The sequence below is a fragment of the Gorillibacterium terrae genome, from assembly GCF_051594785.1.
In the GTDB taxonomy this organism is placed as follows: domain Bacteria; phylum Bacillota; class Bacilli; order Paenibacillales; family NBRC-103111; genus Gorillibacterium.
Genome location: NZ_JBPPGI010000001.1, coordinates 75,590 through 102,331, shown reverse-complemented (window position 1 = coordinate 102,331; position 26,742 = coordinate 75,590). Strand labels below are relative to the sequence as shown.

General features: G+C 62.7%; 25 protein-coding genes. 8 read left to right on the top strand and 17 right to left on the bottom strand.

The window, feature by feature from the left end:
- Positions 1-15 precede the first annotated feature (15 nt).
- Together ACSEXS_RS00415 and ACSEXS_RS00410 are read right to left on the bottom strand one after the other, a co-directional pair.
- On the bottom strand, positions 16-1,092 hold the full coding sequence (locus ACSEXS_RS00415) for a HAMP domain-containing sensor histidine kinase (RefSeq protein WP_438431212.1): 1,077 nt from the start codon (positions 1,090-1,092) through the stop codon (positions 16-18).
- Complete coding sequence (locus ACSEXS_RS00410; RefSeq protein WP_438431211.1) at positions 1,089-1,763, bottom strand: response regulator transcription factor; 675 nt, start codon at positions 1,761-1,763, stop codon at positions 1,089-1,091. Before ACSEXS_RS00410 ends, ACSEXS_RS00415 begins: the two co-directional genes overlap by 4 nt.
- Positions 1,764-1,963: 200 nt before the next feature.
- On the opposite strand from ACSEXS_RS00410, the gene ACSEXS_RS00405 reads away from it, so the two are divergent.
- Entirely contained in the window at positions 1,964-4,357 is a 2,394-nt protein-coding gene (locus tag ACSEXS_RS00405) for an ABC transporter ATP-binding protein/permease (RefSeq protein ID WP_438431210.1), read from the top strand.
- A gap of 87 nt (positions 4,358-4,444) precedes the next feature.
- On the opposite strand, the gene ACSEXS_RS00400 is transcribed toward ACSEXS_RS00405, so the two are convergent.
- The 5 genes from ACSEXS_RS00400 to ACSEXS_RS00380 form a co-directional block, all read right to left on the bottom strand.
- Positions 4,445-5,473 carry a LacI family DNA-binding transcriptional regulator gene (locus tag ACSEXS_RS00400; protein WP_438431209.1) on the bottom strand — a complete coding sequence of 343 codons (1,029 nt, stop codon included), beginning with the start codon at positions 5,471-5,473 and terminating at the stop codon, positions 4,445-4,447.
- Positions 5,474-5,643: 170 nt separating this feature from the next.
- The gene (locus ACSEXS_RS00395) at positions 5,644-6,576 is read right to left on the bottom strand and encodes a manganese-dependent inorganic pyrophosphatase (protein ID WP_438431208.1); all 933 of its coding nucleotides are present in this window, start codon (positions 6,574-6,576) and stop codon (positions 5,644-5,646) included.
- Between the two features lie 103 nt (positions 6,577-6,679).
- Complete coding sequence (locus ACSEXS_RS00390) at positions 6,680-7,555, bottom strand: sugar phosphate isomerase/epimerase family protein (protein ID WP_438431207.1); 876 nt, start codon at positions 7,553-7,555, stop codon at positions 6,680-6,682.
- 31 nt (positions 7,556-7,586) lie between these two features.
- Positions 7,587-8,444 (bottom strand): sugar phosphate isomerase/epimerase family protein, encoded by an 858-nt coding sequence (locus ACSEXS_RS00385; RefSeq protein WP_438431206.1) that lies wholly within the window; start codon positions 8,442-8,444, stop codon positions 7,587-7,589.
- Between the two features lie 26 nt (positions 8,445-8,470).
- Positions 8,471-9,529 carry a Gfo/Idh/MocA family protein gene (locus ACSEXS_RS00380; RefSeq protein WP_438431205.1) on the bottom strand — a complete coding sequence of 353 codons (1,059 nt, stop codon included), beginning with the start codon at positions 9,527-9,529 and terminating at the stop codon, positions 8,471-8,473.
- A gap of 124 nt (positions 9,530-9,653) precedes the next feature.
- On the opposite strand from ACSEXS_RS00380, the gene ACSEXS_RS00375 reads away from it, so the two are divergent.
- Positions 9,654-10,544 carry a S8/S53 family peptidase gene (locus ACSEXS_RS00375; RefSeq protein ID WP_438431204.1) on the top strand — a complete coding sequence of 297 codons (891 nt, stop codon included), beginning with the start codon at positions 9,654-9,656 and terminating at the stop codon, positions 10,542-10,544.
- 233 nt (positions 10,545-10,777) lie between these two features.
- Here ACSEXS_RS00375 and ACSEXS_RS00370 read toward each other — a convergent pair whose 3' ends face one another.
- Positions 10,778-11,608, bottom strand: coding sequence for a 1,4-dihydroxy-6-naphtoate synthase (locus ACSEXS_RS00370; protein ID WP_438431203.1), 831 nt, complete (start codon positions 11,606-11,608; stop codon positions 10,778-10,780).
- Positions 11,605-12,303: a futalosine hydrolase gene (locus ACSEXS_RS00365; RefSeq protein ID WP_438431202.1), complete on the bottom strand. Its 699-nt coding sequence runs from the start codon at positions 12,301-12,303 to the stop codon at positions 11,605-11,607. Before ACSEXS_RS00365 ends, ACSEXS_RS00370 begins: the two co-directional genes overlap by 4 nt.
- A gap of 314 nt (positions 12,304-12,617) precedes the next feature.
- Here ACSEXS_RS00365 and ACSEXS_RS00360 point away from each other — a divergent pair, with 314 nt between their 5' ends.
- Positions 12,618-14,000, top strand: coding sequence for an FAD-dependent oxidoreductase (locus ACSEXS_RS00360; protein ID WP_438431201.1), 1,383 nt, complete (start codon positions 12,618-12,620; stop codon positions 13,998-14,000).
- A 127-nt stretch (positions 14,001-14,127) separates the two neighbouring features.
- Here ACSEXS_RS00360 and ACSEXS_RS00355 read toward each other — a convergent pair whose 3' ends face one another.
- The 3 genes from ACSEXS_RS00355 to ACSEXS_RS00345 form a co-directional block, all read right to left on the bottom strand.
- Complete coding sequence (locus ACSEXS_RS00355) at positions 14,128-14,739, bottom strand: hypothetical protein (RefSeq protein ID WP_438431200.1); 612 nt, start codon at positions 14,737-14,739, stop codon at positions 14,128-14,130.
- Between the two features lie 369 nt (positions 14,740-15,108).
- The gene (locus ACSEXS_RS00350) at positions 15,109-15,579 is read right to left on the bottom strand and encodes a MarR family winged helix-turn-helix transcriptional regulator (protein ID WP_438431199.1); all 471 of its coding nucleotides are present in this window, start codon (positions 15,577-15,579) and stop codon (positions 15,109-15,111) included.
- 1 nt (position 15,580) lies between these two features.
- Positions 15,581-16,615: an NADH:flavin oxidoreductase/NADH oxidase gene (locus ACSEXS_RS00345; RefSeq protein ID WP_438431198.1), complete on the bottom strand. Its 1,035-nt coding sequence runs from the start codon at positions 16,613-16,615 to the stop codon at positions 15,581-15,583.
- A 323-nt stretch (positions 16,616-16,938) separates the two neighbouring features.
- On the opposite strand from ACSEXS_RS00345, the gene ACSEXS_RS00340 reads away from it, so the two are divergent.
- On the top strand, positions 16,939-17,163 hold the full coding sequence (locus tag ACSEXS_RS00340; protein WP_438431197.1) for a ribbon-helix-helix domain-containing protein: 225 nt from the start codon (positions 16,939-16,941) through the stop codon (positions 17,161-17,163).
- Positions 17,164-17,365: 202 nt separating this feature from the next.
- On the opposite strand, the gene ACSEXS_RS00335 is transcribed toward ACSEXS_RS00340, so the two are convergent.
- The 3 genes from ACSEXS_RS00335 to ACSEXS_RS00325 form a co-directional block, all read right to left on the bottom strand.
- The gene (locus ACSEXS_RS00335; protein ID WP_438431196.1) at positions 17,366-18,127 is read right to left on the bottom strand and encodes a MerR family transcriptional regulator; all 762 of its coding nucleotides are present in this window, start codon (positions 18,125-18,127) and stop codon (positions 17,366-17,368) included.
- Between the two features lie 196 nt (positions 18,128-18,323).
- Positions 18,324-18,767 carry an aminoacyl-tRNA deacylase gene (locus tag ACSEXS_RS00330; protein WP_438431195.1) on the bottom strand — a complete coding sequence of 148 codons (444 nt, stop codon included), beginning with the start codon at positions 18,765-18,767 and terminating at the stop codon, positions 18,324-18,326.
- A 246-nt stretch (positions 18,768-19,013) separates the two neighbouring features.
- Positions 19,014-19,652: a bifunctional 2-keto-4-hydroxyglutarate aldolase/2-keto-3-deoxy-6-phosphogluconate aldolase gene (locus tag ACSEXS_RS00325; RefSeq protein ID WP_438431194.1), complete on the bottom strand. Its 639-nt coding sequence runs from the start codon at positions 19,650-19,652 to the stop codon at positions 19,014-19,016.
- A gap of 236 nt (positions 19,653-19,888) precedes the next feature.
- Between ACSEXS_RS00325 and ACSEXS_RS00320 the strand changes: the two genes are divergently transcribed.
- Positions 19,889-20,839, top strand: coding sequence for a sugar kinase (locus ACSEXS_RS00320; protein ID WP_438431193.1), 951 nt, complete (start codon positions 19,889-19,891; stop codon positions 20,837-20,839).
- 311 nt (positions 20,840-21,150) lie between these two features.
- Here the strand turns inward: ACSEXS_RS00320 and ACSEXS_RS00315 are convergent, their stop codons facing one another.
- Positions 21,151-22,167, bottom strand: coding sequence for a LacI family DNA-binding transcriptional regulator (locus tag ACSEXS_RS00315; protein WP_438431192.1), 1,017 nt, complete (start codon positions 22,165-22,167; stop codon positions 21,151-21,153).
- A 175-nt stretch (positions 22,168-22,342) separates the two neighbouring features.
- Positions 22,343-24,166, bottom strand: a complete 1,824-nt coding sequence (locus ACSEXS_RS00310) for a hypothetical protein (RefSeq protein WP_438431191.1) — start codon at positions 24,164-24,166, stop codon at positions 22,343-22,345.
- A 127-nt stretch (positions 24,167-24,293) separates the two neighbouring features.
- On the opposite strand from ACSEXS_RS00310, the gene kduI reads away from it, so the two are divergent.
- Genes kduI through kduD form a run of 3 tightly spaced genes read left to right on the top strand, consistent with a single transcriptional unit; the run spans position 24,294 to position 26,711 of the window.
- On the top strand, positions 24,294-25,127 hold the full coding sequence (gene kduI, locus ACSEXS_RS00305) for a 5-dehydro-4-deoxy-D-glucuronate isomerase (RefSeq protein WP_438431190.1): 834 nt from the start codon (positions 24,294-24,296) through the stop codon (positions 25,125-25,127).
- Between the two features lie 34 nt (positions 25,128-25,161).
- Positions 25,162-25,917: a DeoR/GlpR family DNA-binding transcription regulator gene (locus ACSEXS_RS00300; RefSeq protein WP_438431189.1), complete on the top strand. Its 756-nt coding sequence runs from the start codon at positions 25,162-25,164 to the stop codon at positions 25,915-25,917.
- 38 nt (positions 25,918-25,955) lie between these two features.
- A complete protein-coding gene (gene kduD, locus ACSEXS_RS00295; RefSeq protein ID WP_438431188.1) occupies positions 25,956-26,711 on the top strand; it encodes a 2-dehydro-3-deoxy-D-gluconate 5-dehydrogenase KduD in 756 nt (251 codons plus the stop codon).
- Positions 26,712-26,742 lie beyond the last annotated feature (31 nt).

The window sequence follows — 26,742 nt, the reverse complement described above, 5'->3', positions numbered from 1 at the left end:
AAGTTAGGGGTAACCTCAGGCTCGTTGAATGGGTACGGACACGGTGAAGACCGTGCCCTCCCCGGGGACACTCTCCACGCCGATGTCGCCCTCGCACAGCTCGACGATGCGGCGCACCAGGGCCAGGCCCAGCCCGTTGCCTTCGCGGGAGCGCGAACGGTCGGCCTGGTAGAAGCGCTCATAGATCCGCCGCTGCACCTCCTGCGGCATGCCGATGCCCGAGTCGGCGATCCGCACGACCGCCCGGTCAGCGGCGCGGACGAGCGAGACGGCAATTTCCCCGCCCGGCTCGGTGAATTTGATCGCATTCGAGAGCAGATTCAGCCACACCTGCATGAGCAGCTCCTCGTCGCCGCGATAACGGACGGAATCGAGCGCGATCTCCAGCCGCAGCTCCTTGCCGCTCCACAGCGGCTCCAGGAGCAGCAGTGCCTCGCGGATCTGCTCGTCGAGGTCGTATTCCGTCTTCGCCGGAACGAACTCTTGGTTCTCCAGCTTCGACAGCTTGAGGACATTGCTGGTCAGCGAAGACAGCTGCTTCGTGCTTTCCATGATGAGCCGGCTGTATTCCTGCCGCTCCGTCTCCGGCAGGTCCGGGTCCAGCAGCAGCGAGGCATACCCTTCGATGGCCGCGATCGGCGTCTTGAACTCATGCGAAACGTTGACGACAAAATCGCTGCGCAGCGTTTCGATGCCGCCCAGCTCCTGCGCCATTCGGTTAAAGTTCACCGCCATCGTCCCGAGTTCGCGGACGGGGTGATGCTCATACGGCAGGCGGACGGCGAAATTGCCTTTCGCCACCTCCTGCGCCGCTCCGCTCAGGCTCGTGATCGGCGCGAGCAGCTTGCGGCCCGTGACCGCCGTCATCGCGGTGCCGATCAGAATGCTGGTAATCAGGACCATGATCGTCAGCAGGAGGACGTTCGAATGCCCCTCTCCCGCCCAACCGAATCGGAAGACAAGGAAGGTGAGGATGGACATCAGGAAAGCGGATGCCAGCATGATGAGGAAAACAAACAGGACGAGCGTTCCCCAGAGGTTGCCCGGCCATTTCGCCTTGCGGCGGTTTTTGTCGTCCGCTGCTCCGCTCATCCGCTCTTCACCGCCTTGTAGCCCAGCCCGCGCACGGTCACGATCTCGAACTCGGGACTATCCTTGAACCGCTCGCGAAGCCGGTTGATGTGCACATCCACCGTCCGCGGATCGGTCTCCGAATCCATGCCCCAGATCTCGTCCATGAGCTGCAGCCGGGTGAAGATTTTGTTCGGATACGAGAGAAGCTTGTACAGCAGGTAGAACTCCTTCTGCGGCAGCGCCGTACCCTCCTCTCCCCGGTACACCGTAATCGAGTCGTAATCGAGGACGAGCCCGCCCATCGCGAGCCGCCGTTCGCTCTCGATCTTGGCGCGGCGGAGCAGCGCCCCGACCCGCAGAATCATCTCGCCCACGTCGATCAGCTTGACCATATAATCGTCCGTTCCGGCGCGGAAGCCGCGCTCCTTGTCGGCGAAGCTGTCGCGGGCCGTGACCATGAGAATCGGGCAGTCATGGCCCGCTTCCCGGAGCCTGCGGGTCAATTCATAGCCGTCCATGTTCGGCATCATGATGTCGGCAATCACCAGGTCGATGTGCTGCTTCTCCAAAAGCTCCAACGCTTCCTCGCCGTCCGCCGCCGGCACCGGGCGGTAGCCGTTCTTCTCCAGCACCGTCCCCATGAGGCGGCGCAGTTGTTCGTTGTCCTCGGCGACCAGCACCGAAATCATGGCGATGCACTTCCTTTCCTCCCCATTATAACCGGCCAAGATGAACGGAACATAAACCGGGGCCTGCCCGATAGGCGCCCGCAGTCTTCCGCGAGAAGCGACGTCTTTTCCGCAAAAAGTTTATGTTCCGTTCATATTGCTGTGCTATTCTATAGCCATTGCCGATAGCGGCAAACTAGACAAGAGGGTGAGAGCATTCCATGCTGCAGTTAACCAACATCTCCAAAAGCTATACCACGGGGAACTTTACCCAGACGGCGCTGAACAGTGTCAGCCTGTCCTTCCGGGAAAGCGAGTTCGTAGCGATTCTCGGCCCCAGCGGCTCGGGGAAAACGACCTGTCTGAATGTCATCGGCGGACTCGACCAGTACGACAGCGGCGACCTCGTCATCAACGGCGCCTCGACGAAGAACTTCAAGGACGCCGATTGGGACGCTTACCGCAACAACAGCGTCGGCTTTATTTTTCAAAGCTATAACCTGATCTCCCACCTCAGCATCACCGACAACGTGGAAATGGGCATGACCCTGAGCGGCGTCCCCGCCTCCGTCAAGCACAAGAAGGCCGTCGAGGTGCTGGAGAAGGTCGGGCTGAAGGATCACCTGCACAAAAAACCCAACCAGCTCTCCGGCGGCCAGATGCAGCGCGTCGCCATCGCCCGGGCGCTGGCCAACGACCCGGACATCATTCTGGCGGACGAGCCGACGGGTGCGCTCGATACGGCGACGAGCGAACAGATCATGGAGCTGATCAAGGAGATCGCCAAGGATAAGCTCGTCATCATGGTCACCCATAACCCGGAGCTGGCGGAGGCCTACGCCGACCGCATCGTGCAGTTCCGCGACGGCAACGTGATTTCCGATACCAACCCGCCTGCGGTGGAAGCGGCCAAAAGCGACTACAAGCTGAAAAAGACCGCCATGAGCTTCTTCACCGCCCTGAAGCTGTCCGGCAAGAACATCGCCACCAAGAAGTGGCGGACGGCGCTCACCGCTTTCGCCTCCAGCATCGGCATCATCGGCATCGCCCTTATCCTGTCGCTCTCCAATGGCTTCGACAAGCAGATCAGCAGCTACGAATCGGGCGCGCTCTCCAATTTTCCGGTGACGATCAGCCAGACATCCGCCGCCCTCGACCTGTCGAGCGCTCCGTCCCGGGAGGACCGCGATGGGACCAAAGGGTTGACCGAGTTTACCGCCGCCAAGGAAGTCTTTCCCTACGACCCGTCGGCCAACACGATTCTGCACACGAACAAGCTGACGGCCGATTACCTGAGCTACCTGGACGGCATCGACCCGGCTCTGCTCGACGGCGTCGCCTACAGCCGCCAGGTCAGCATGAACATTCTCCGCAAGGACGGCGACGCCGCCGTCGCATTGAACACGGGCGCACTGAATTTCACGTCGTATCCGAGTAAGCCGGGCGGCAGCGTGAGCAGCTACCTGGAATCCTATTACGACCTGCTCGCCGGCGGTTTCCCGCAAGGCCCGAACGACCTGGTGCTGGTCGTCGACGAATACAACCGCCTGAATGTCAAGGCGCTGGAAGCCCTCGGCCTCGACTTCAAGGCCTCCGGCATCAAGTTCGACGACATCGTCGGCCGCGAATTCAAGCTGATCGGCAACGATGCCTATTACAAGGCGACCGGAGACGGAACGAGGTTCCAGGTGAACGGCGGCGCCTCCGACCTCGGCAAGCTGTACCAGAGCGGCGACGCCGTTACCTTGAAGATTTCCGGCATCCTTCGCAAGCAGCAGGACTCGCCGATGTCGACGATGTCGCCGGGGATCGCCTACTCCGACCAGCTTGCGGTCCAGTTCATCGAGACGGCCAAGACCTCGGCCATCGTCAAGGCCCAGGAGAAGGAAGACAAGGTGAACGTGCTGAGCGGCAAGCCGTTCTCGCAGCTCACCGACCGGGCTTCGTTCGGCGGCGGCCCCGCCGCCATGACCGGCAATGCAGCCTCGTCTACCGATCCGGCTGAAGCGCTGACCAAGGAGGACGCGCTCGCCTCGCTCGGCGCGGTCTCGATTCCGGGTTCGGTCTCGCTCTATCCGAAGGACTTCGACGCCAAGGAGAAGATCAACGCTTACCTCGATAAATGGAACGACGGCAAGGAGACCAAGGACAAGATCATCTATACCGACATGGCTGCCATCGTCACCAAGCTCTCGAGCGGCATCATGGACGGCATCACGATGGTGCTGGTGGCCTTCGCATCCATCTCGCTCGTCGTCTCGCTGATCATGATCGGCATCATCACGTACATCTCGGTGCTGGAGCGCACCAAGGAAATCGGCGTGCTGCGCGCGCTCGGGGCGCGCAAGAAGGACATCACGCGCGTGTTCAACGCCGAGACGTTCATCATCGGCTCGCTCTCCGGCCTGCTTGGCATCGGCATCGCCTACCTGCTGACGCTGCCGGTCAACGTGATCCTGAAGAACCTGACCGATCTGAATCACGTGGCCCAGCTCAACCCGCTGCACGCGATTCTGCTCGTGCTGATCAGCGTGACGCTGACCATTCTGGGCGGATTCATCCCGGCCAAATTCGCCGCGAAGAAGGACCCGGTCGTCGCCCTACGCACCGAGTAACCGAATACGCTCCTACCGAACGGCCGTTAAACAAACAGGCGGTTCCACCCGGCGCTCTTGCCGGATGGAACCGCCTGTTTTTGGGTCTCATACGGATTCCCGAAAGATCGGCTCCGCGTAGATCAGTGTTTTCTCGATCTGCGAATGGGGATTCTGGATCCGCCACAGCAGCTTGTCCACCGCCCGCCTGCCGAGCAGCTCCTTGTCGACATGGACGGTCGTGAGCGGCGGCAGCGTGTCCGGGTAATTGTTGTCGAAGCCGGTGACGCCCACCTGGGCGGGAATGGAGATCCCCAGCTCGCTGCACGCATTGAGCACAACCGTCGCCGTGATGTCGTTGACGCAGACGAAGACCTCCGGCAGAGCCTCCTCCTGCAGGAAGCGGGGAATGACCTTATAGAGGTCCTCCTTGCTGATAAGCTCGGGATTCTGCTCATGCGGCAGCCCGTATTCCTCCAGAGCGGAACGGAAGGCCAGCCACCGTTCCTGGAAGCTGTGGGCGTAGTAAATATCCCCGACGAATTGGAATCGCCTGCGTCCCTGGCTGATCAGCTTGACGACCAGCTCCCGCATGGAGGTGAAATTGTCGGTATAGATGGTATCGCAAGGCAGCGCGGGATCGACGTGGTCGATCATCAGCACCGGAATGCCGAGCCGCTTGATATCCAGCAGAATCTGGGTCGATACCATACCGAGGGTAATGATGCCCTTCAGGGCTACCGGATTCAGCAGTTGAAAGATCGTGTCCCCCGACGGCTCGGTCAGGGTCATCACATTCAGGTTGCATTCGTTGAGCCGGGCGGAGACCCCGTCGAAGATCGGTCCCCAATACACGGAAGAACGGTTCTGATAACGGACGCTCTGGAACAGCACCAGAATCGTCCCCTGTAGCGGCTCGCCTTCGCCCGAAGCGACGGGCTCTCCCGTTTCGGGACGAGCCAACGCGAGCGGAACGCGGTCCTTCTGTTTGAAATAGCCGAGCTGCCCCGCCATCCGGACAATCATCTCCCGGGTTGACGCGCTTACACCCGGTTTCCCGGATAAGGCCCGCGAGACGGCAAATTTGGACATGCCCGTTAGATCGGCAATCTGCTGAATGGTTACTTTATTCTTCATGGCTCTCATCCTAACCCGTGCAATCTGAATCCGTTTTCCAGCCTAACAAAAAAATAGTAACATACGCCCGCAGGTTTCACAATAAAGACGGCGGCATCCCCGGGTCATCCGGAAAATGCCGCCGTCCGCTTCCGCGGAACCCGCGGAATGCGTAGGTTCGTTTGCCGTTCTTAAGCCTTGGCGAGCACGTCGGTCAGAACCGGCACGACCTGCAGCTTGCGGGAGACAACGCCTTTCAGCAAGGCCCGGTTGTTCTCCAGCTTAACGCCGTAGGCGGCCTCGACGGCGGAAGCCGCCTTGCCCAGCGCAAGCGCCACCGAGTCGTTCTGGAGAATATCGGTCACCACGAAGATGAACAGATCGAGGCCCTTGGCATCGATCGTCTGCCGGATGGCGGCTTCCAGTTCATCCTGCCGGGACAGAACGTCGTTGGTGTCGACCGCGTTCACCTGGGCGATCTCCACTTTGCTGGAACCCATCTTGAATTCCTTGCCATCCTGGGAGAGCAGCTCGGCGATGGTCTTCTTGCTCAGATCGGCGCCGGCCTTGAGCATCTGAAGGCCGTAAACCTCGGCCTCGACACCGGCAATGGAAGCGAGCTCCAGAGCGGCGGCGCGGTCTTCCTCGGTGAAGGTCGGGGATTTAAACAGCAGCGAATCCGAAAGAATGGCGGAAAGCATAAGGCCGGCGATCTTGGCGGGGACGGCCACGCCTTTTTCTTTGTACAGCTTGTACAAGATCGTCGCCGTGCAGCCGACCGGCTCGGCGCGATAATACAGCGGGCCGCTCGTCTCGAAATTGGAAATGCGGTGATGGTCGATGACTTCCTTCACCTGAACGGTCTCGATGCCGTTCGCGCTCTGCTGACGCTCGTTGTGGTCGACGAGGATGACCCCGTTCGCCGCGCCTTCGACGGACTCGATCAGGCGGGGAGCTTCCACGCCGAAATAATCGAGGGCAAATTGCGTTTCGCCGTTCACGCCGCCCAGCCGCACGGCTTCGACGTCGGCGCCGAGCTGCGTCTTCAGGTCGGCGTAAGCGAGAGCCGAGCAGATGCTGTCCGTATCGGGATTTTTGTGTCCGAATATCAAGGTTTTCTCCATGATCCGACTCCTTATGGGTGGTAGTGGTTTATCCTATACACGATTATACCGTTTGGCCGCGGGAATTTCATCCCGGGATTTCCGCCCGGTCTACTGGAACCCTTCACCGGAACCCGCGCAGAAAGCGGACGGCCCCGGCGATATCTTCCTCGGGCCGGCTCCCCACCTCGCGTTCGATGGTCAGGTAGCCGGTGTAGCCGATGTCCTGAAGCGCCTGAAGGTAAGCCGGCCAATCGACCTGCCCTTCGCCCAGCGGCACCTCGCGGAAGCTCGGACCGTGCTCCGCCATGCCGGCAATTGCGGCGTGGTCCATCTTCTCGTAGCCGAGCGCGCCGTACACCTCGCGGGGATCGACCGCGCGGAGACGGATGCCGTCCTTGGCATGGGTATGCACGATATACTCCTTCAGCGTCTGGACGCCGCGTACGGGATCGTCTCCGGTCACCATGACCATGTTGGCCGGATCGAAGTTGACCGACAGCCCGTTGGTGCTGAGGGTATCGAGGAATTCCCGCAGATGGGCCGCCGGCTCCGGACCGGTCTCGATGGCGAAATACGCTCCCAGGCTGCTGGCGTAGGTGCTCAGCTCCTCGCAGGCCCGCTGCATCTCGGCGTAGACGGCGCCGTTCCGGTCTTCGGGAACGATGCCGATGTGGGTTGTCACCACCTTGGTGCCGAGCTCGACGGCGAGATCGAGAATGCGCTTCGACTTCTCGATCTTCCAAGGGTTCTCGGCCCGGTCCTGGAACCCGTGGCCGCCGAGGTCCCCGACCAGCGCGGAGATCTCCAGTCCGAGCGAGGCGATGTAGCCGCGCAGCTCCTTGCGGGCGGAGGCGCTCAGGTTCGCCGGGTCCATCTCGCCCGAGACGGCGTAAATCTGTACGCCGTCCGCGCCGACCTCCCTGGCCTTCTGCAAGCCGCCGCGAAGCCCCGCCTGAAAGCTGTCGACGATCACGCCGATCTTATTGGGAATGCCCATAAGCCTCTTCTCCTTTAGGTCGAATTTTGCCTTAGGCTTCGATGAGCCGTTTGACGTTCTCGAGGCCGATCTCCGCACCGAGCCGGCAATCCTCCATGCCCTCGAATTCCAGGGACAGGAAGCCGTCGTAGCCCGATTCCTTCACGGTGCGAAGGAGCTCGGGCAGCGGCAGATCGCCCTGCCCCGCGATCGCGCCGCGGAGATACCGGCCCGCAGCCGAGCGGAACCAGCCGCGGCCCGGGTCGCGGTCTGCCGGGCGGATGTAGAAGTCCTTGACGTGCACCATCGACGCGTACGGCAGATTGTTCTTCACGGCGGCGAGCGGGTCCTCGTCGACGCAGACGAAGTTGCCGACATCGAGCGTGGTGCGGAAGTTCGGCCGGTCCACCGCCCGGACCAGCGCCTGCACCCGGTCGCTCGCCTGGAGGTAATAGCCGTGGTTCTCTACGCTCGTCGTGATGCCGAGCGGCGCCGCGTAGTCCGCGATCCGGCGGCATGCCTCCGTCAAGCGCGGCAGCTCGGCGAGAAACCGGCCGATGGAGCGGTCGCCCTCCGGCATGGCGGCGTCATGGCGCATGAACCGCACCCCCAGCCGGGCGGCCGTATCCACCTCGGCCTGGATGCGGCGGATTTCCGCTTCATACGCCGCCTCGTCGGGCTGCAGCAGCTCCGCCCCAACCGCATAATTGGACAGCACGATGCCGCAGGCTGCGGCTTTTGCCCGAACGGCTTCTATTCGCTCGGGATAGCCGGTGAGCGTAAAGCCCAGCGGCACGATCTCCACGTGTTCTCCCCCATGCTCGGCCGTCCACTCGATGATCTCTTCCACCGTGATCTCGCCCGCCTGCAAGGCCGGGAAGAAGCTGTACGTGCTGACGCCGATTTTCATCGCGATCTCTCCTCCTTGATCATCCGTCAGAAGCGGATCTCCTCGCCCTTCTCCGCCGACTCATAAAGGCCCCGGAGCATTCTCATGACCTCGACACCGTCCTCCACCGGGCTGATCGGCCGCGTACCCTGGTCGAGGCAATCCAGGAAGTGCGCGATCTCCGCGCCAAACGCCCGGCCGAAATCAAAGCCGGGATGGTCCACCTGGGGCCGTACATTCAGCACGGTGTCGTGCCGCTCCTGCACGAGGCAAACCTCGGGATCGATCTCGATCCCGCCTCGGGTGCCGAACAATTGCACCTTCCGTTCGTCCTCGCGAAGATGAAGCGAATAGCTCACGTCGAGCATCAGGGAAGCGCCGTTGTCGAAGCGGATGAATGCCGCCGCGAGGTCTTCCACACTGTTCTGCGACGCTTCGTAATCGGCGGCCCGGTAGTACGAGAGATTCTGCACGTTCGAACGGTTTCCCAGCATGCGGTAGGTCTGGCCGCTGACGGATTTCACCTTCGGCCGGCCCATGAAGTACCAGCACAAATCCAGCACATGCACGCCGATATCGATCAGCGGCCCGCCGCCCGAACGGCCGATGTCGGCGAACCAGCCGCCCGGATTGCCGATTCGGCGGAGCGTAGAGGCCTTGGCGTAATAGATATCGCCGAGCTCTCCGCTCTCCACGAACCGGTACAGCATGCGCGCGTTCGGGTCGTAACGGCGGACGAAGCCCACCTGCAGCGTCCTGCCCGTCTCCCGGACGGCCTCCTGCAGCCGCAGCGCCTCCTCGACGGTGCGGGAAAGCGGCTTTTCCAGCAGCACATGCTTGCCCGCCCGAAGCGCCGCTTCGGCGATCCGCGCATGCGATTCGTTCCAGGTGCAGACGCTCACCGCATCGATCCGTTCGTCCGCGAGCAGCTCTGCGTAATCGGTATATACCGCCGCCGCTCCGTATTTTCGCGCCTTCGCCGCCGCCCGGTCCCTATTGAGGTCGCAGACGGCCGCAAGCGCTGCCCGAGGATCGGCACGGTACGCATCCAGATGCGCCTCCGATATCGAACCCGCTCCGATGAGGCCGATGTTCCATTTGCCCATACCTGCATCTCCTTCTTTCGGTAATCGAAATGAGGGTTCTCGGTTCTAGTTGTTCTAGCTATTCTAGCGAAATCCGGATAAGATGGAGCTTGTTGAATTTAACCATTTACTAGGGAGCGATACCATGGCAGACCTCTTCACCTTCACGAATGCGAATTCCCGCGATACTTATTTTACTGTACATCGGCTGAAGAAGGCTCATGCCTTCAGTCTTGGAAGCGGTATCAAAATCGGCATCATCGACTGGCTGTTCGGTGCCTCATCCGCAAAGGACCTGTATGCCGACGCCGTGAATTTCACCGAACACCCCGAACATCTCTACGAACACACGGGCCACGGCCGCTGGATGGCGGACACGCTCCGCGAGATTGCCCCCGCCTGCCGAATCTATGCCTTGAACGCCGTCAGTTACGAGGGAGATACCGACGAGGAACGGGATCGCCTGCGCTCCCGCCAGCTGGCTGCCGCCATCGATTGGGCCTGCGCCAACGGTCTCGACATCCTCACCTACTCCCATGGACAAATTCCTCAGCCGCTCCGCACGGAAGTCGACCAAGCGGTAGAGCGCGCGCATGCCCGCGGTCTCCTCACCACCTTCATCCACAACGATCATCCGTTGAATCTGTGGCCGTATCCTTGTATGCCGTTCCCGGACGTCTCCGGCTTCACGCGCGAGCCGGATCTCAATCTCTTGCATTACGATTACAGCGTTCTGTTTCCGTCCATGCAGGAACGCTATCAGGAAATGATGGATAGGGGCGAGCATCCGCGGAGCGGAAATGACGTTCCCTTCTTCTCGGTCTCCTCTACCTCCCCAGTGCTGGCCGGCATCTGCGCGCTGCTGAAGAGCCTGGACCCTGCCCTGACTCCGCAAGCCATAAAAGAAAAGCTGCAAGCCGCGAGCTATGCGATCACCGACCGGGGCGAGCATTGGTACGACCTGAACCCATGCCCGCGGGTGGTCGATGCAGGCGAAGCGGTGGAGCGCCTCCTGGAAACCCGCCTCCGCCGCTGAATCTTCTGCGAATGGACGGAACCCTCGCGGGCGGCGAATGTCGAACCCGGAGACGCGCCTCTTCCGCTTACCTCTCCCTGCGATAACGGCGCGGGCGCTATTCGAGCAGCGCGGGTCTAGGAGTGGCACCCCTTCGCGCTCGGCGGCGCGTTGCGGACACCGGACCTATCTAATCGAGCAGAGCCGGGTCAAGGTCCGGCACCCACTCCCGCTCGGCAGCGCATCGAGACTATCTAGTCGAGCAGAGCGGGGTCGAATGGCGGCACCCATTCCCGCTCGGCGGCGCGCTGGAGCAGGCTGCGGACGGCGTTCCGGCCCTCTGCGCCAAGCTCCTCGGTGAACTCGTTGACGTACAGCTTGATGTGCGCCTCCGCGACCTGCGGGTCCATCTCCTGGGCGTGGCTCAGCACATACGCCCGCGATTCCAGGGGATGGCTCCACGCGTAGCGGACCGATTCCCGCACCCAACCGGCGATCGCCTCCCGGTCCAAGGACCGCCGGGCGACAATCGCCCCGAGCGGAATGGGCAGGCCGGTGTCGAGCTCCCACCATGCGCCAAGGTCGGCCAGCAGCGTCAGTCCATAGGCGGGATAGGTGAACCGGGCTTCGTGAATCACAAGCCCCGCGTCGATCTCGCCGTCCCGCACGGCGGGCATGATCCGGTCGAACGGCAGGACGATAACCTCGCCGACGCCGCCCGGGACATGGCTGTCCGCCCACAGCCGGAACAGCAGATAGGCGGTCGAGCGGTCGCTCGGCACGGCCACCCGCTTACCGGCGAGAAAAGCGGGGTCGGAGGAGCCGTCCCGCGTCAGCACGAGCGGCCCGCAGCCACGGCCGAGCGCCCCGCCGCAGGGCAGGAGCGCGTATTGCTCCAGCATCCACGGCAGTGCGGCATAAGAGACCTTCAGCACCTCCGTCCCGGCGCCGCCGATGGCCAGGCCGTTGGTCACGTCGATGTCGGCATAGGTGACGTCAAGCGCCGGAGCCCCGGCCACCCGCCCGTGCACCCAGGCATGAAACACAAATGTATCGTTGGGACACGGTGAAAAAGCAATCTTCATCCCCGAATCAGCACCTCCCGAATAACCGGCACCGCCGCCCGAAGCGCGGCGAATGCCTCCTTCATCTTCCAGGCCCCCCGGTCGCGGGGGCCGACGGCATTCGATATGGCCCGGAGCTCGAGGAAGGGCAGGCCGAACAGACCGGCCGCTTCCGCCACGCCGAAGCCCTCCATTCCTTCCGCTGCCGGAGCGGGCGTCCGGCGGCCGCGCTTCTTGGCCGTCTCCGCCGTACCCGTGACGGTGGAGACGGTCAGCACCGGCCCGGCCGTCACCGCTAGTCCGGCGGCCGTAAGCGCGGCGGCGAGCCGCGCCGCCAGCGTCGGCTCCGCCGGATAGCGGCTCGCGCCGAAGCCGAGCTCCTCCAGCGGCAGGAAGCCGCCGCCTGCGGACGCCTCGCCCGGCGTCTCCGCCCCGAGCTCCGGAGCGGCCGCCTCCGTCGCCACGACCAGGCTGCCGGGCAAGGCGCGGTCGGCAAAGCCGCCGCCGATGCCGGCGCTTAGGACGAGCGCGTACGCGCCGGGGCCGGCGGCGGCCAGCGCGGCGGCGGTCCGGGCGGCCGCCGCAACGGGGCCGACGCCGCAGAGCCGGACGTCGAACCGTCCGTCTGCGCCGGCGAGTCCGGCGAGCGCCTCCCGCTCGGCTTCTACAGCTACCATGACCAGCACTCGGCCGGCGGCCTGAACCGATTCCTCCATCGGCGTTCCCTCCCCTCGGTTGCGGTTTCCTTTTCCTCTTCTCTAAGAAGTGTATAGCCCGTCCGGGCCAAAATCAAATGAGGCCAAGGGGCAGCCCGTTCTTTTATCGAGCGGTTCGCCCCTTCGCCTCGTTCTGTTCTTAACGGATAAAGCGGCCCCGACTGAGCCATCCTTAAAGAAAAACGCCATCCGGAAAGAATTGGATGCATCATTCGGGTTGCATTGTGAGAAAAGTCACAATATAATAGACATCAGAAGAGCTGTGAAAAACATCACAATTAATTCGATTAAATACATCCACAGGAGGGATTTTCATGAAAATCGTCGTCATCGGCTGCACCCACGCCGGAACCGCCGCCATCGTCAATGCCGCCCAGCTTTATCCCGAAGCCCGGATTACCGTCTATGAGCGCAACGACAACATCTCCTTCCTGTCCTGCGGCATCGCCCTGTACGTAGGCGGCGTCGTCCAAGATCCGCAAGGCCTGTTCTATTCCTCGCCGGAGAAGCTCGCCGAGCTCGGCGTCGACACCCGCATGCGCCACGAAGTCACCCACGTGGATACGCGGGCCAAGAAGCTCTCCGTGCGCAATCTCGCCACCGGCGAAGAATTTGAAGATACCTACGACAAGCTGATCGTGACCACCGGCTCCTGGCCGGTCGTGCCCCGCCTCGACGGCATCGGGCTGGAGAACGTGCTGCTCTCCAAGAACTTCGGCCACGCCGGCACAATCATCGAGAAAGCCGAATCCGCCCGGCGGATCACCGTCATCGGGGCCGGCTACATCGGCGTCGAACTGGTCGAGGCCTTCCGGTTGAAGGGCAAGGAGGTCACCTTGATCGACGCCGAGCCCCGCATTCTGAGCAAGTACCTCGACGGGGAATTCACCTCGCGGATCGAGCAGTCGCTCGCCGCCGAGGGCATCCGGCTGGCGCTCGGAGAGAAGGTCGTCGGCTTTGCCGGCGAGCACGGACGGGTTTCCGCCGTTCGCACGGAACATGGAACCTACGAGAGCGACCTGGTCATTCTGTGCATCGGCTTCCGCCCGAACACGGAGCTGTTCCGGGATCAGCTCGAGATGCTGGACAATGGGGCCATCGTCGTGGACGAGTACATGCGCACCTCGGCGCCCGATGTGTTCGCCGCCGGAGATAGCTGTGCGGTTTCTTACAATCCGACCGGCAAGGCGGCTTATATTCCGCTCGCCACGAACGCGGTTCGGATGGGAACGCTCGTCGCCCGCAACCTGATGGGCCCCTCCATCCCTCATCCGGGAACCCAGGGAACCTCGGGCATCAAGATCTACCGGGACAACATCGCCGCCACCGGCCTCACCGAGGAGGCGGCGCGCGAAGAGGGCCTCGACGCCGCGTCTTCCCTCTACCGGGATCACTATCGGCCGGAGTTCATGCCCACCTCCGAGGAAGTGTTGCTTAAGGTGGTGTACGACCGCGGCACCCGCCGCCTGCTGGGCGCGCAGCTGATGTCGCAGGTTGACCTGACGGCATCGATCAATACGCTGTCCGTCTGCATCCAGAACCGGATGACGGTCGACCAGCTCGCCTTCGTCGACTTCTTCTTCCAGCCGCATTACAACAAGCCGTGGAACTACCTGAACGCGGTCGCCCTCCAGGCGCTGCCCAAGGAAGCCGTTCCGGCCAAGGAGCCTGCTCCGCGCCAGCTTCAGGAAGTCTGAAGCCTTTGCCGCTGAGGCGTCAAAAGCCCGATATCCCGGGATGCGAACCATGCATCCGGAGATAATCGGGCTTTTTCAATCGGGAAAAACGCAGCCTGTCTTAAGCAGAGCGCCGGCCCTTGCCGGCTCAAGTCAACAGCCGGCGCTCCAGCCAGCGCGCACACGCGTCCCAGGCGAGCGTACCGTCTACCCGCAGGACGGGCGCGCCGAGCTGCTCTGCCTGCCGGGCTACCCCCTCGGCGAAGCGGGTGTCCCGCTGCATCCAGCGCTCGAACGCTTCCCCGGGATCGGGCGCGTCGGCCAGTATCGCCGGAACCCATTCCCGCCGGGCGTACAGGTTCCGCTGAAAGCTCTCGCTCGGCACGATCCAAGCCGCGCGGTCCGACGGCATTAGCCGGGGAAGCAGCAGCTCCGGCAGCAGTTGATTGCCCTCGACCACCGCCGGTCCGGCATACCGCTCCGCCACGTCGGCGAGCACCAGCTCCAGGTCTTCCCGGAACACGCCAAGATACAGCTCCAGGAGTTCGTCCACTTCCAGGCTGCCGAACATCTCGCCCGGACTCCAGTTCTTAACTCGATGCAGATGGGGATGCCGAACGGGGTCGATCCGGCTCAGCCGCTGCCCGAATTCTTCGTCGCAGCTGTACAGGGGAAGGTCCTGCCGTTCGGCGAACCGCCGCGCCAGCGTCGATTTGCCGGCGCAGGAGGAGCCGCCGATGTAATAGCGGGCCGCTGTCATCTCTTTTATCCGCCTCCTCATTCTTCGTTCTAAACCCATTCGCCTTGCGGAGGCGCAATCCTTCCGAATCTTCCGAACGGCCCGGGCCTCCAGACCGTTCATAATAGTCTTGACATGCATAGGGATAACGCCCTACTTTTGATGGATAATCTCTCCATCAGGAGCGATGGCCGGAGCCGCCTTTTAGGAATGGGCCGATCCGCAAGCATTGAGGGGATTCCGGGTTTGATCCGTCAAGCGTGTGCCCTCCGGCCAGATGAAGGGGGCAGCAAAAATCCCCTTCAGCCGTGGTCCGGACCGTCTGCCTCCTTCCATGAGGAGGGCGGTCCGGACCATTTGGCTTGAAGGGGATGAAGGAGTAGGCTCCGTTTAGTCTTCCGCGTTACCGGAGGAAGACGCATTTCCTTGCGTCGACGCTCCTTCCGGCCTCAGCAGCGCCACGGCCCGAACGAGCGCTTCTTCGGACAGCTCTTCGCCGAGCACGCGGAGGAAGGTGGCGCGGGCTTCCTCCACCTTCTTCCCGCCCAGCTCCGTCAGAGCCGTATAGACGCTGCGGCGATCTTCCTCGCAGACGTGGCGGCGCAGCGCCCCGCAGCCCCTCGCCTCGAACCGGCTGACCAATCGGGACACGGCGCTCTGGCTGAGGCCCAACATCGCCTCGAGCTGCTGCAAGCGCAGCTTCTTGCCCGGAGCGACGGACAGGAAGTAGAGCAGGTAGAAGTCGTTCAGAGACCAGTTGTGGCGGCTTAGAAGCTCCTGCTCCAGCTTGGCCGCCACGCCCATCTGCAGCTGGGACAAGGCCAGCCAGCCTTCCATGAGCCCGTTCGTTCTCGGTTCCATGTTACCTCCTGACGGCAAAGCCCCGTTCGTACGGCTTGGGGATTTCAATCATTTTATGGAGCGCCTCGGCGGCGGTCAACGCCCAGTAGGGGTCCTTCAGCATGCCGCGGCCGACGGCTGCGAGATCGGCGTCTTCGTTTCCGATGACCGAATCGGCGACCGCCGGATCGTCCAGCCGGCCGACGGCGATGACCGGAACGCCGAGCGCTTCCTTCAGCTTGCGCGCGAGGGGCACCTGGTAGCCGACATGCGTGCCGGGCCGTCCCGCCGCGCCGATCGGGCCTTCGCCGCCGGAGCTGACGTGGAACAGGTCGACGCCCGCTTCCCGATAGACCTTGGAGAATTCGATCGCTTCTTCGATGCCGTATCCGCCCTCGACATACTCCTGGGCGGAGATGCGCAGAATAAGCGGCATGTCGGCTGGGATTTCTTCCTTGGCCGCGCGGATAACTTCCGCTCCGAAGAGGGTGCGGTCCCGGCCGTATTCGTCCGTGCGCCGGTTGGTCAACGGAGAATGGAACTGATGGATCAGGTAGCCGTGCGCTCCATGCAGCTCAATGGTGTCGAAGCCGGCCTCAACGGCCCGGCGAACGGCGAGGCGGTACTTCTCGACCATCGCCTTCACCTCTTCGGTGGTCAGCTCGCGCGGCGTCTTGTACTTGTCGCTGAACGCGATCGGCGACGGAGCGACCGGCACCGGAGCGTCTTCCGCCTTGCGGCCGGCGTGGCCGATCTGAATGCCGACCTTCGCGCCGTAGGCATGGCAGGCCTCGACGATCCGGGCAAGCGGGGCGATCTGCTCGTCGGACCAGAGGCCGAGGTCGTAATCGGAGATCCGGCCGTCGGGCTCAACGTCGGTCATCTCGATGATGATGAGACCGGTACCGCCCACGGCGCGGCTGACGTAATGCAGGTAATGCCATTCGGTGGCGACGCCGTCCTTTGCCGGAACCGAGTATTGGCACATCGGCGGCATGACCACCCGGTTCTTCAGCTCCAGCCCTTTGAGCGTGTAAGGCGTAAACAAATCCAGCATGGTTTTCTCTCCTCCATCTCTAATATGCATGCGCATGCATGTATTATAGCGCTCCCTGCCTGGGAACACAAGCGGCGAATCCCCTATCCCTTTTTACCGCAATCCTCGCCGCAATCCCCGCTAATCCCCGACCCTATCCGTTTGCCCAACGCGTCACCGAATCAGCCAGTCCGAGCAGGCTCTAGGTTTCCCTCCCCGTCCCCACCCTGCACCCCCCTTAACTTTCGGCCCGATGGCCGATTTTCTCCTTCGTTATGTTTGATTAAGGTAGCAAGAATTGACCGGTAAAAATTCCTGTGAAAGAATCACCTTGGGTGATAAAAATGAGTCTGCCGGAACAAGGAAATGCCAAACCGCTCGAGAAAAGAGGGGGTACCCGGCCGAATGCCGGACGGAAGCCCATTGGAGTAACACGTAAAATCTCGCTTACTCTGCCTAAACGATGCTGGGACGAGATCGATCGGCGATGCGATGGAGGCAACTATTCCATATCGGAAATCTTGCGGGAAGTGATCGAAGACTACTTAAAGGAAAGTGATCTCTTGTAACCATCCTGAAGAACGGGAGGTCATTGCAGGAGCCGTTTCAAGAAAGCATTGAGCGCAATATTCGGTGAGCTGAACACGATGTTCGAGGGAAAATAAAAATTCCATTTCGGCTCGGCCCAACAAAGGCAATCGACAGCTACGCCGGACCGTATGCTGAAGATCGAACAGCGCCGGGATGACCTCCCGGCGCTGCCAACCCCTTTTATAGCTTCGAGGTGTAGACGAGCACGGCATCCCGCAGAAAGGCGGCCATACCGGGCTTTCTCTTGTCGTAGTAAGCTTGAAACCGCTCGTCGTCGACATACATCCGCGCTACTCCGGCATGGGCCTCCGGCGAATACGACCCCCAGTGGAACGCAAGCCACCGCCGGTGCAGGCCGGCCGCCTTCTGCGCTTCCGCGCCCGCCGCATCGCCCTCCGCCATTCCGGCCTCCAGCGCGGCGAACATGTCTTCCTCTACCTGCCTCAGCTCGGCGTACTGCTCCTCCGTCATGCCCATCCACTGCTGTTTCGACGCTTCGTAGGCTTCGTTTCCGTAACGGGCGCGAACCTCGTCTCCGTAGTTGCGTTCGTTTTCATCCAGTGCCCGCTCCTTGAAGCCGGCGAACTTCTCGCTGTCCTTCATCGCTATGCTCCCTTCCGCCGCGGCCAAGGTCTTCTCGACGTTGGCGATCAATTCGTCGAGCTGCCGCCTTCGCGCGATCAGCAAGGCCCGGTGCTGCTCCAGAGCCGCCTTCGCGTCAAAGGATGGGGAATGCACCAGCGTGCGGATGGAATCCAGGTCCAGCCCCAGCTCCCGGTAAAATAAAATCTGCTGCAGCAGATCCACTTCCCGGGACCCGTAGATCCGGTACCCCGACGAATTCATCCTCGCCGGCTTGAGGAGCCCGAATTCGTCGTAATAGCGCAGGGTTCTCGTGCTGACCCCGGCCATCCGCGCCAGCTTTTGGATCGTATATTCCACCTGTAGCACCTCCGACATCCTGAGCATAAACCTTTCCGTTGCGTGAAGGTCAAGCGGCTATTTTGACTTTTCAACGAGAAAAATATCATCCCTCCCGGGCCCCGTTCTGGTAAGCCGCTAATTCGCTTCGCGTCGGAGCCGGATCAGGCAGGGTTGGACAACTTCGTCTGCCATCCGTCCGCCGATTGCGGCCCGTTCAAAGATAAGCCGCGACCGTGTTCAGCCGCTCCGCGTCCTGAGGCCGAATCTTCAGCGTTTCCCCCGGCCTGCCCGTTCCTCCGTAAATATGGGGAAACCGCAGCAGCCCCCGGTCGAATACCGTGGGAAGACCGGGATTCAGCAGCGGCACGCAGCCGATGGAACAGCCGACCGCTTGCTCGACCTCGCGGGGCTTCGCCAGCTTGACTTGCTCCGCCTGCAGGAGCGGCTTCAGCTGCTCCAACTGCACCCGCCCCCGGTCGCCCGAAAGCAGGAGCGCATAATACCCTTTGTCCGTCTTGACAATGAGCGTCGGGGCGGTCCGCCCGATTTCGATCCCTAGGTACTCGGCGCCTTGCCGGGCCGTCTCGATCGGAATTTCGTGGCGAATGATCTCGTATTCGACTTGATGGGCATCCAAAATTTCGGCGATATTCTTCACGGGTATTCTCCCCCTGCCGCCTGCCTTCCGGCGAAGACAGGCTTCATTTTCTTCCCACTATACCCCATTCCCGGCCGGCTTCCCGTGCGGGATGTCATACTGCCCTGATGGTCGTGGAGGAACGGCTGGAACACTCCAAGCTTTCGCCTCCGACGCGAATCGGCTCATACCCAGCCTCATACAAAAGGGGAGCCGACCGCTTGGCGCGGCCGCTCCCCGTTCTTTCCGTTTGCCGGATGGATCGATTTATCCCCGAATTTCCTTGAACTTCGCCACATACTGGGCGGCCAGCCGGGTAATCTCGTCGTAGCGGCCCTCTTTGGCCGGGGCGGTCAGGTTGCCGCCGATGCCGACGGCGATGCAGCCCGCCTTCAGCCACTGCTCCATGTTGTTCAGGTCCACTCCGCCGGTCGGCATGATGCTGATGTACGGCATCGGGCCTTTCACCGCCTTTACGAAGTCCGGGCCGAAGGCGCTGCCCGGGAACAGCTTGAGCACGTCGACGCCGAGCTTGAGCGCCTCCTTGATCTCGCCCAGCGTGAGCACTCCCGGCATATACGGGATGGCATAGAGGTTGCAGAGCTTGGCCGTCTCTTCGTCGAACGAAGGGCTGACGACAAACTCGGAACCGCCCAGGATGGCGATCCGGGCGGTGACGGGATCGAGCACCGTCCCGGCGCCGATCAGCGCCCGGTCGCCGTACTCGGCGGCCAAACGGCGAATCGCTTCGTCCGCCCCCGGGGTGGTAAAGGCGACCTCGATGTTCGTCAAGCCGCCCTCGATGCAAGCGGCGGACATCCGGCAGGCGTCGTCGGGATTGTCGGCCCGGATGACGGCTACCACGCCGTTCGTCGTCAAGCTTTGCAGAACCTTCAGCTTCTTCATGTTTGCTTCCTCCTGTCGGAATCGATCTATGATTATGATCAAGTTTAGTAAACTTTCTATTTCGGCTTCGCTTCGATAGTACCCGGATTTCCTCAAGCAAGTCAATGCTTTCTTTTCGAACGGGGTACAGCATCGTTGGAGAAAAGACAGATATTGAACAAAACCGGTTTATGTGATACGTTCAACTTAATCGCGGCTTCCGCGCGAAGCCGTTTGCATTGAAGGAGGAGTGCATGATGTCCAAGGCATTGGCCGCGGTGACCTTCGGGGAGCCGATGGCGATGTTTATCGCAAACGAACCGGGCGAGCTCTCGGAGGTGGAGTCGTTCACCCGGGCCCTCGCCGGAGCCGAAAGCAACGTGGCGATCGGCCTCAGCCGGCTCGGCCATCCCACCGGTTACGTCACCAAGCTCGGCAACGACAACCTCGGCGCGTTCATCCGCAGGACCCAGGAGCGGGAAGGCCTCGATACCTCCCGCATGTCCGTCAGCCCGGACCGCCCCACCGGCATCCTGATGAAATCGAAGGTGCTGAGCGGCGACCCGAAGGTGGAGTATTTCCGCAAAAATTCTGCCGCTTCCACGCTCGGTCCAGCCGATTTCGACGAAGCCTATTTCGCGGGGGCGCGGCATCTGCACGCCACCAGCATCTCCGCCGCCCTGTCCGACTCGATGAGGGAATTCTCCTTCCGCGCCATGGAATTCATGCGCAAGCAGGGCAGAACCGTGTCCTTCGACCCCAACCTCCGCCCTGTTCTGTGGCCGGACCGGGAGACGATGGTGCGCACGATCAACGAGCTGGCCGCCCGCAGCGACTGGTTCTTCCCCGGCGTGGGCGAAGGCAAGCTTCTCACCGGCAGCGACGATCCCGAGAGGATCGCCGATTTCTACCTGGATCGCGGCGTCCAATTCGTAGCCGTTAAGACCGGACCGGAAGGCGCTTACTACAAGAGCCGCGAGGAAGCGGGCTTCGTTCCGGGCTTCAAGGTCGACGAGGTCGTCGACACCGTCGGAGCGGGCGACGCCTTCGCCGCTGGGGTGATCAGCGGCATGCTGGAGGGCCTCGGCCTGGCCGCCTCCGTCCGGCGCGGCAATGCCCTCGGGGCGCTCGCGGTCATGTCGCCCGGCGACATGGACGGGCTGCCGACCCGGGACGAGCTGGAGCGCTTCCTCGCCGGCCGGTCCTGAACCGGCTCGCCCAGCGATTCCTTGAAGCCGAAAGAACGGCCGGCGACTGAACGCCGGCCGTTTTTCCGCTGCCGCCTTTCCGTCAACCGCCTGTCCATTGGCTTCTGTGCGCCGGGCGGTCCATTGGCTCTCTGTCCAACCGGACTTTCCGTTAACCCTCTGTCCAATCAGACTTTCCGATAACCTTCTGTCCGCCGGACTTCCCGTTACCCCTCTGTCTGTCGGCGGCTGCAGCCGCGCAGCTTCTTCCAATCCGCCCTTCGCCCCCTCCTGAAGCTTTTTGATGGAGGAGGATGCGTTGGGCGGATTTTTCACCTCTGCGGCTCGCTCACCGACTCGCCTTCGACCAGCTCGGGCGGATAGCGGTAGGTGACGGGAACCGCCGGTTCCTCCTCAAGGCTTGCGAGGATCAGCTTCACCGCCTGCTTGCCCATCGCGTAAGCGGATTGGCGAATGGTCGTGATGACCGGATTGTAGATGCGGGCGAACTCCGCATCGTCGATGCCGATGACGGACAGCTCCTGCGGAATGCGGAGGCCCATCCGGTTGGCCGCCTTCAACAGCTCGGCGAGCGCGATGTCGTTCGCGGCGAGCATCGCGCTGGGCGGCTCCGGCAAGGCGAGCATCCGGGCGAGCTCCGCGCCGATGCCCTCCATCGGCGCACTGCCGATCCATTCGGGCCGCACCGGAAGCCCGGCTTCCTCCATCGCCCGGCGGTAGCCGGCGAGCCGCTCCTTGCGCGGCGTGATCGCCTCCGGCCCGAGCGGCAGCGACAACAGGCCGATGCGGGTGTGTCCCCGGCGGGCGAACTCCTCGACCGCCAGCCTCGCGGCCAGTTCGTTATCGAGCAGCAGGCTCGGGGCGACGACTCCGGCGACCAGCCGGTCGAGGAACACATGCGGCCCCCCCCATTCGGCGAGCCGCGCATACACCGTGCTGCGGTGTCCGGTCGGAAACAGGATGAGCCCGTCCACCTTGCGCTCCAGGAGCGCCTCGATGTGCAGGCTCTCCTGGTCGGGGTTCTCGTCGGCGTTGCAGATCATCACCCGGTTGCCGAACCGCGCCAGCTCGCTCTCGATGGCGCGGATGCATTCGATCGACAAGGTGTACCGGATGTCGGCGACGACCACGCCGATCGTATGGGTGCGGTTCTGCTTCAAGCTGCGGGCGATGCTGCTCGGCTTGTAGCCGAGCTCCGCCACCACGTCGGCGATCCGCTTGCGCGTCGCCTCGCTCATGAATTCGTACCGCCGGTTCAGGAATTGCGATACCGTGCTCTTGGACACGCCCGCCTGCCTGGCGACGTCGTCGATGGTTGGCTTTTTCATCGTTTAGGCTTCCGTATCTTTCCGCCGCCCCATCGGGCGGCTGCTGAGGGTTTGCTAAAAGTATAGCGAACATTTAGTAAAGGGGCCAGCAGGCAGATTCGCCGCTCGTTCGAAACGCAGTCTGCCCGATTTCCGCAGGCGGCAACGGCATGCCCCCAACCGGTTCCCCCCTGCCTTACCCCTCGTAATCGTCGAGCGTCATCCGCGCTCCGTCGCGGTGCGCCTCCCAGCTCGCCGAACCCTCCGATCCGCTCGGACGAAGCAGGGCGACTTCGCCTCCCTGCAGACTCCGGTAGCGGATAACTGCGGAGGAATGGCCCGCTTCACCGTCCGCATCCGACGCGGCCGCCGGGTCGAAAGTGCCAACCGCTCCGTTCTCCCGCGCAGGGCCCGCCGGACCGGAACTTCCCCCGCTCCCATTCGCCGCGGCCGCAGTCGCCTCTCCGTCCGCAACAGAACCGCCGGCAAAGACCGGCCGCCGTACCTCCATTGCCGCGGCGAATGCTTCCAGATCGGCGATGCCTCGCTTTCCCGCCTCCCGAACCGCCAACGCCTCAACCACAACGCCGCCGGGAAGCGGGGCCAGCCGTACCTCCCGCCAGCCGTCCCGTTCCGTTATGGTATAGGGACCCGACAGGTAGACCGCGAACAGGGCTTCATCGCAGCGCCCATACAGAGCGTTCGGCCGCTCCAGCCAGCTTCCCGCCGGCAGCACGCCGACGGCGAAGTCTGCGGCGTCCCTCGCATCTGGACCGGGAAACCACGCCGCGACTACGCTTCGATCGTACAGCACCGCCATCCGTCCGCTCTGATGGCGCGGGTCGCCGTCCGCATACCCGCGGCCCGGATGGAAGAAATAGAGGCGATTCACACTTCCGTCCGCTCGCACAGGCAGGGTGAAGGCCCAGCGGAGCTGCTCGTTGTCGAATTCCTCGACCCGCTCCCACAGCCCGCCCGCGGCATATTCGGCCCGAATATACCCGTAGGAATGCCACGGCTCCGCCGACGTCACCGGAACGATCCGCTTCCGGAGCTCCGTCGGTTCGCTACGGTCGAGCGCCGTCTTCACCGCAGACGGCGGGGCCGGATAGAACAGCAGGCCGGCGTACTCCGTCCGGGGAAGCTCCTCCGGCAGCGGGAAGCCGCCGAACTGGACGTAGTCGTGCAGCACATTGACGTCGCGGGGAACGTCGTGCGGCCAGCCCCGCGAATGCGCGCCCACCCACGCGCCGCCGAGGTACCAATCGGCGCGGATGCGCCACAGCTCATCGAGCAGCGCCCGCAGACCGGAGGCGGTCCTCTCCTCTCCTTCCGCCTCCGCCGCGAATTCCAGCGCGGCCGCAAACGCCTGCACCCAGTGCCAGAACCACGGCAGGCCGCCGTATTCCTCCATTCCGTTCGCCCGAAGATGCGCCAGCGTTCGCTTTACGCAGTCCCGGCCGTCCGCCAGGAGCTCCCGGTCGTCGAACAGCAGACCGAAGATCAGCTTCGCCGCCGTATACTTGGCCTCGTGATGGTGGTACCGCGCGAGCGGCTTGCGGTAGAAGCCTCCCCGGTAGACGTGGCCGAGCGCGGCGTCGAGCCGAACCGCCGCCATGCTGTCCAACCGCTCGCCGTACCGGCGGCGGAACACGGCGAGCAGGCTGCCCATGAGCTCCGCCGGCAGCTCATGCGGCTTCGCCTCGCGCGGAGCCGGCGCCAATCCGAGCGGCCAATGCCCATAGAGCGGAGTCCCCGGCACGGTATTCTGCAGGGCAAGCACCTCCAGCAGCACCGCCTGCGCCCGCGCCGCGGCCGTCCGCCGGTCGAACGAGACCGGCAGCGTCTCGTCGACGGCGGCGGCAAACAGGTAGGACGCATAATAGAAATTGTTGCGAATGTCGCCGTAGAACCACAGCCCGCCCTCCAGCAGCGGCTGGGCATACGCCTGCTCTGCGATTCGCCGAATCAGCAGCCGACGGCGCTCCTCCGCCGTTTGCTCCCCCCAAGCATGTCCCATTTTCCTCATCCCCCTCTATATTTGAACGTAAATGAACCATATTTGTTCATTTAAACTTGATAAACGAACACAAAAAGTTTACCATGTACGTATACGAACTTATCACAATTCAAAGGAGATTGGTACCATGGAACGCAGGTTTGCCTCTCATCCGACCGACGTTAAGCAGTTTGACAGCGAACGGATTTATCGCGAATTTCACATTCCCGTTCTCTTCGCAGCCGACGAGCTGAAGCTGGTTCTGACGCATGAGGACCGGATGATCGTCGGCGGCGCTATGCCGGTGCAAGGCGAAGTGGAGCTGGCTGCCGACCTGAAGGAGCTCGGCGTCGGTTATTTTCTCGAGCGCCGCGAGCTCGGCGTCATCAACGTCGGCGGCCCCGGCACGATCGTGGCGGACGGCGTCTCCTATGAGCTTGGCGCCAAAGAATGCCTGTATGTCGGCAAGGGCACGAAGGACGTTCGCTTCAAGAGCGCCGATCCGGCGCATCCGGCGAAGTTTTACCTCAATTCCGCTCCCGCGCACAAGGAGTATCCTACAGTCAAGACGACGCTCGCCGAATCCGAGTCCGCCGAGCTGGGCGACATCAAGAACTCGAACGAGCGCTCGATCCACCGGCTCATCCACGCGAACGGCGTCCAGAGCTGCCAGCTCGTCATGGGCCTCACGCAGCTCAAGCCCGGCAACATGTGGAACACGATGCCCGCGCATGTGCATCCCCGCCGGATGGAGGCCTATTTTTATTTTGATCTGCCGGAGGATGCCCTGGTCGTCCACCTCATGGGCGAGCCGAGCGAGACCCGCCACCTGATGCTGCGCAACGAGCAGGCCGTCATCTCCCCCAGCTGGTCGATCCACAGCGGCGTCGGCACGAGTTCCTATACGTTCATCTGGAGCATGGCCGGCGACAACATCCGCTACGACGATATGGACCCGGTTCCCATGAAGACGCTAAAATAAGAAAAACTTCGTTTTTGAAATGAGAGGGTGCGCGATGAATCCGATCCGGCGGCATGAGCTGATTATGGAAGTCCTGTTGAACCAAAAAGAAGTGACGGTGAACGAGCTGAGCGAACGGCTCGGCGTAACCGGCAAGACGATCCGCGAGGATCTGACCCGGCTGGAGGAGCAAGGGCTTCTCGTCCGCGTACACGGCGGGGCGGTGCTGGCCCAGAGCGACCAATTCGGAATCCTCTCCGACACGGAACCGCTTGCCACCAACTCGGCGGAAAAAACCGAGATCGCCGCGCGGGCGCTCCGCTACATGGAGCCGGACGACATCCTGGCGCTGGACGGCGGCAGCACGACGCTCGCCATCGCCCGGGCCTTGGACAACGCGCCTCTCACCGTCATCACCAACGACCTCTACATCATTAGCGAGCTCACTCCGAAGGATCGCATCCGCCTCGTCGTTCCCGGCGGCTACCGCGTGCGCAACGTGCTGGCCGGCCCCGAGGCCGTGGACTACATCTCCCGGCTGAACATCGGAAAGGCATTCGTCTCGGCGACCGCCGTTCACTTGGAGCACGGCCTGTCCGTCTATACCGGCGATTCGCTCGATTACAAGCAGGCGCTGGTTCGAACCGCCCGCAAGGTCTACGCCGCCGTCGATCACCACAAATTCGGCAGCACCGCCCTGCGCACCTTCGCCACGCTGGCGGAGGTGGACGGGCTGATTACCGACCGGGGTCTCCCTGCGGAAACCGCAGAAGCCTTCCGCCGGGCGGGCATCTCCATCGACTGCGGCTGATGCGCCTGACTCCCATTCCCCTGCAAAGGAGCTTTTCCATGTCTACTCTCTTTAGTCTGCAAGGCAAAACCGCCCTTGTCACCGGCTCGGCCCGGGGTCTCGGCCAAGGCATCGCGCTCGGTCTCGCCGAAGCCGGAGCCGATATCGTCTCCGCCTCTCTGACCGACAGCCAGGAAACCGTGCGCCAAGCCGAGGCCTACGGCGTGAAGGCGTCCGGCATCGAGGTCGACCTCGGCGATCACAGCAAGCTGCAGGCGGCCTTCGACGAAGCCCTGAAGCTGACCGGCCATATCGACATCCTCGTCAACAACGCCGGCATCATCCGCCGCAGCCCGGCCAAGGACCACAGCGAGCAGGACTGGTTCGACGTCATCAACCTGAACCTGAACACGGTGTTCCTGCTGTCGCAGATCGCCGCCCGGCACATGCTGGAGCGCGGCTCGGGCAAGATCATCAACATCTGCTCGATGCTCTCCTTCCAGGGCGGGATCAACGTTCCGGGCTATACGGCGAGCAAGCACGGCGTAGCCGGGCTGACCAAGGCGTTCGCCAACGAATGGGCAGGCTCCGGAATCAACGTCAACGCCATCGCCCCCGGCTACATGACGACCGACAACACCGCGCCCATCCGCGAGGATGCGAAGCGTACCGATTCGATAACCGAACGCATCCCGGCCGGCCGCTGGGGCACGTCCGAGGACGTCAAGGGACCGGCCGTCTTCCTCGCCTCCGCCGCTTCCGATTACCTGAACGGCCATATCCTGTGCGTCGACGGCGGCTGGATGGGCCGCTGATTCCCGAATCGCCGCGGAAAAGAGGTACGTG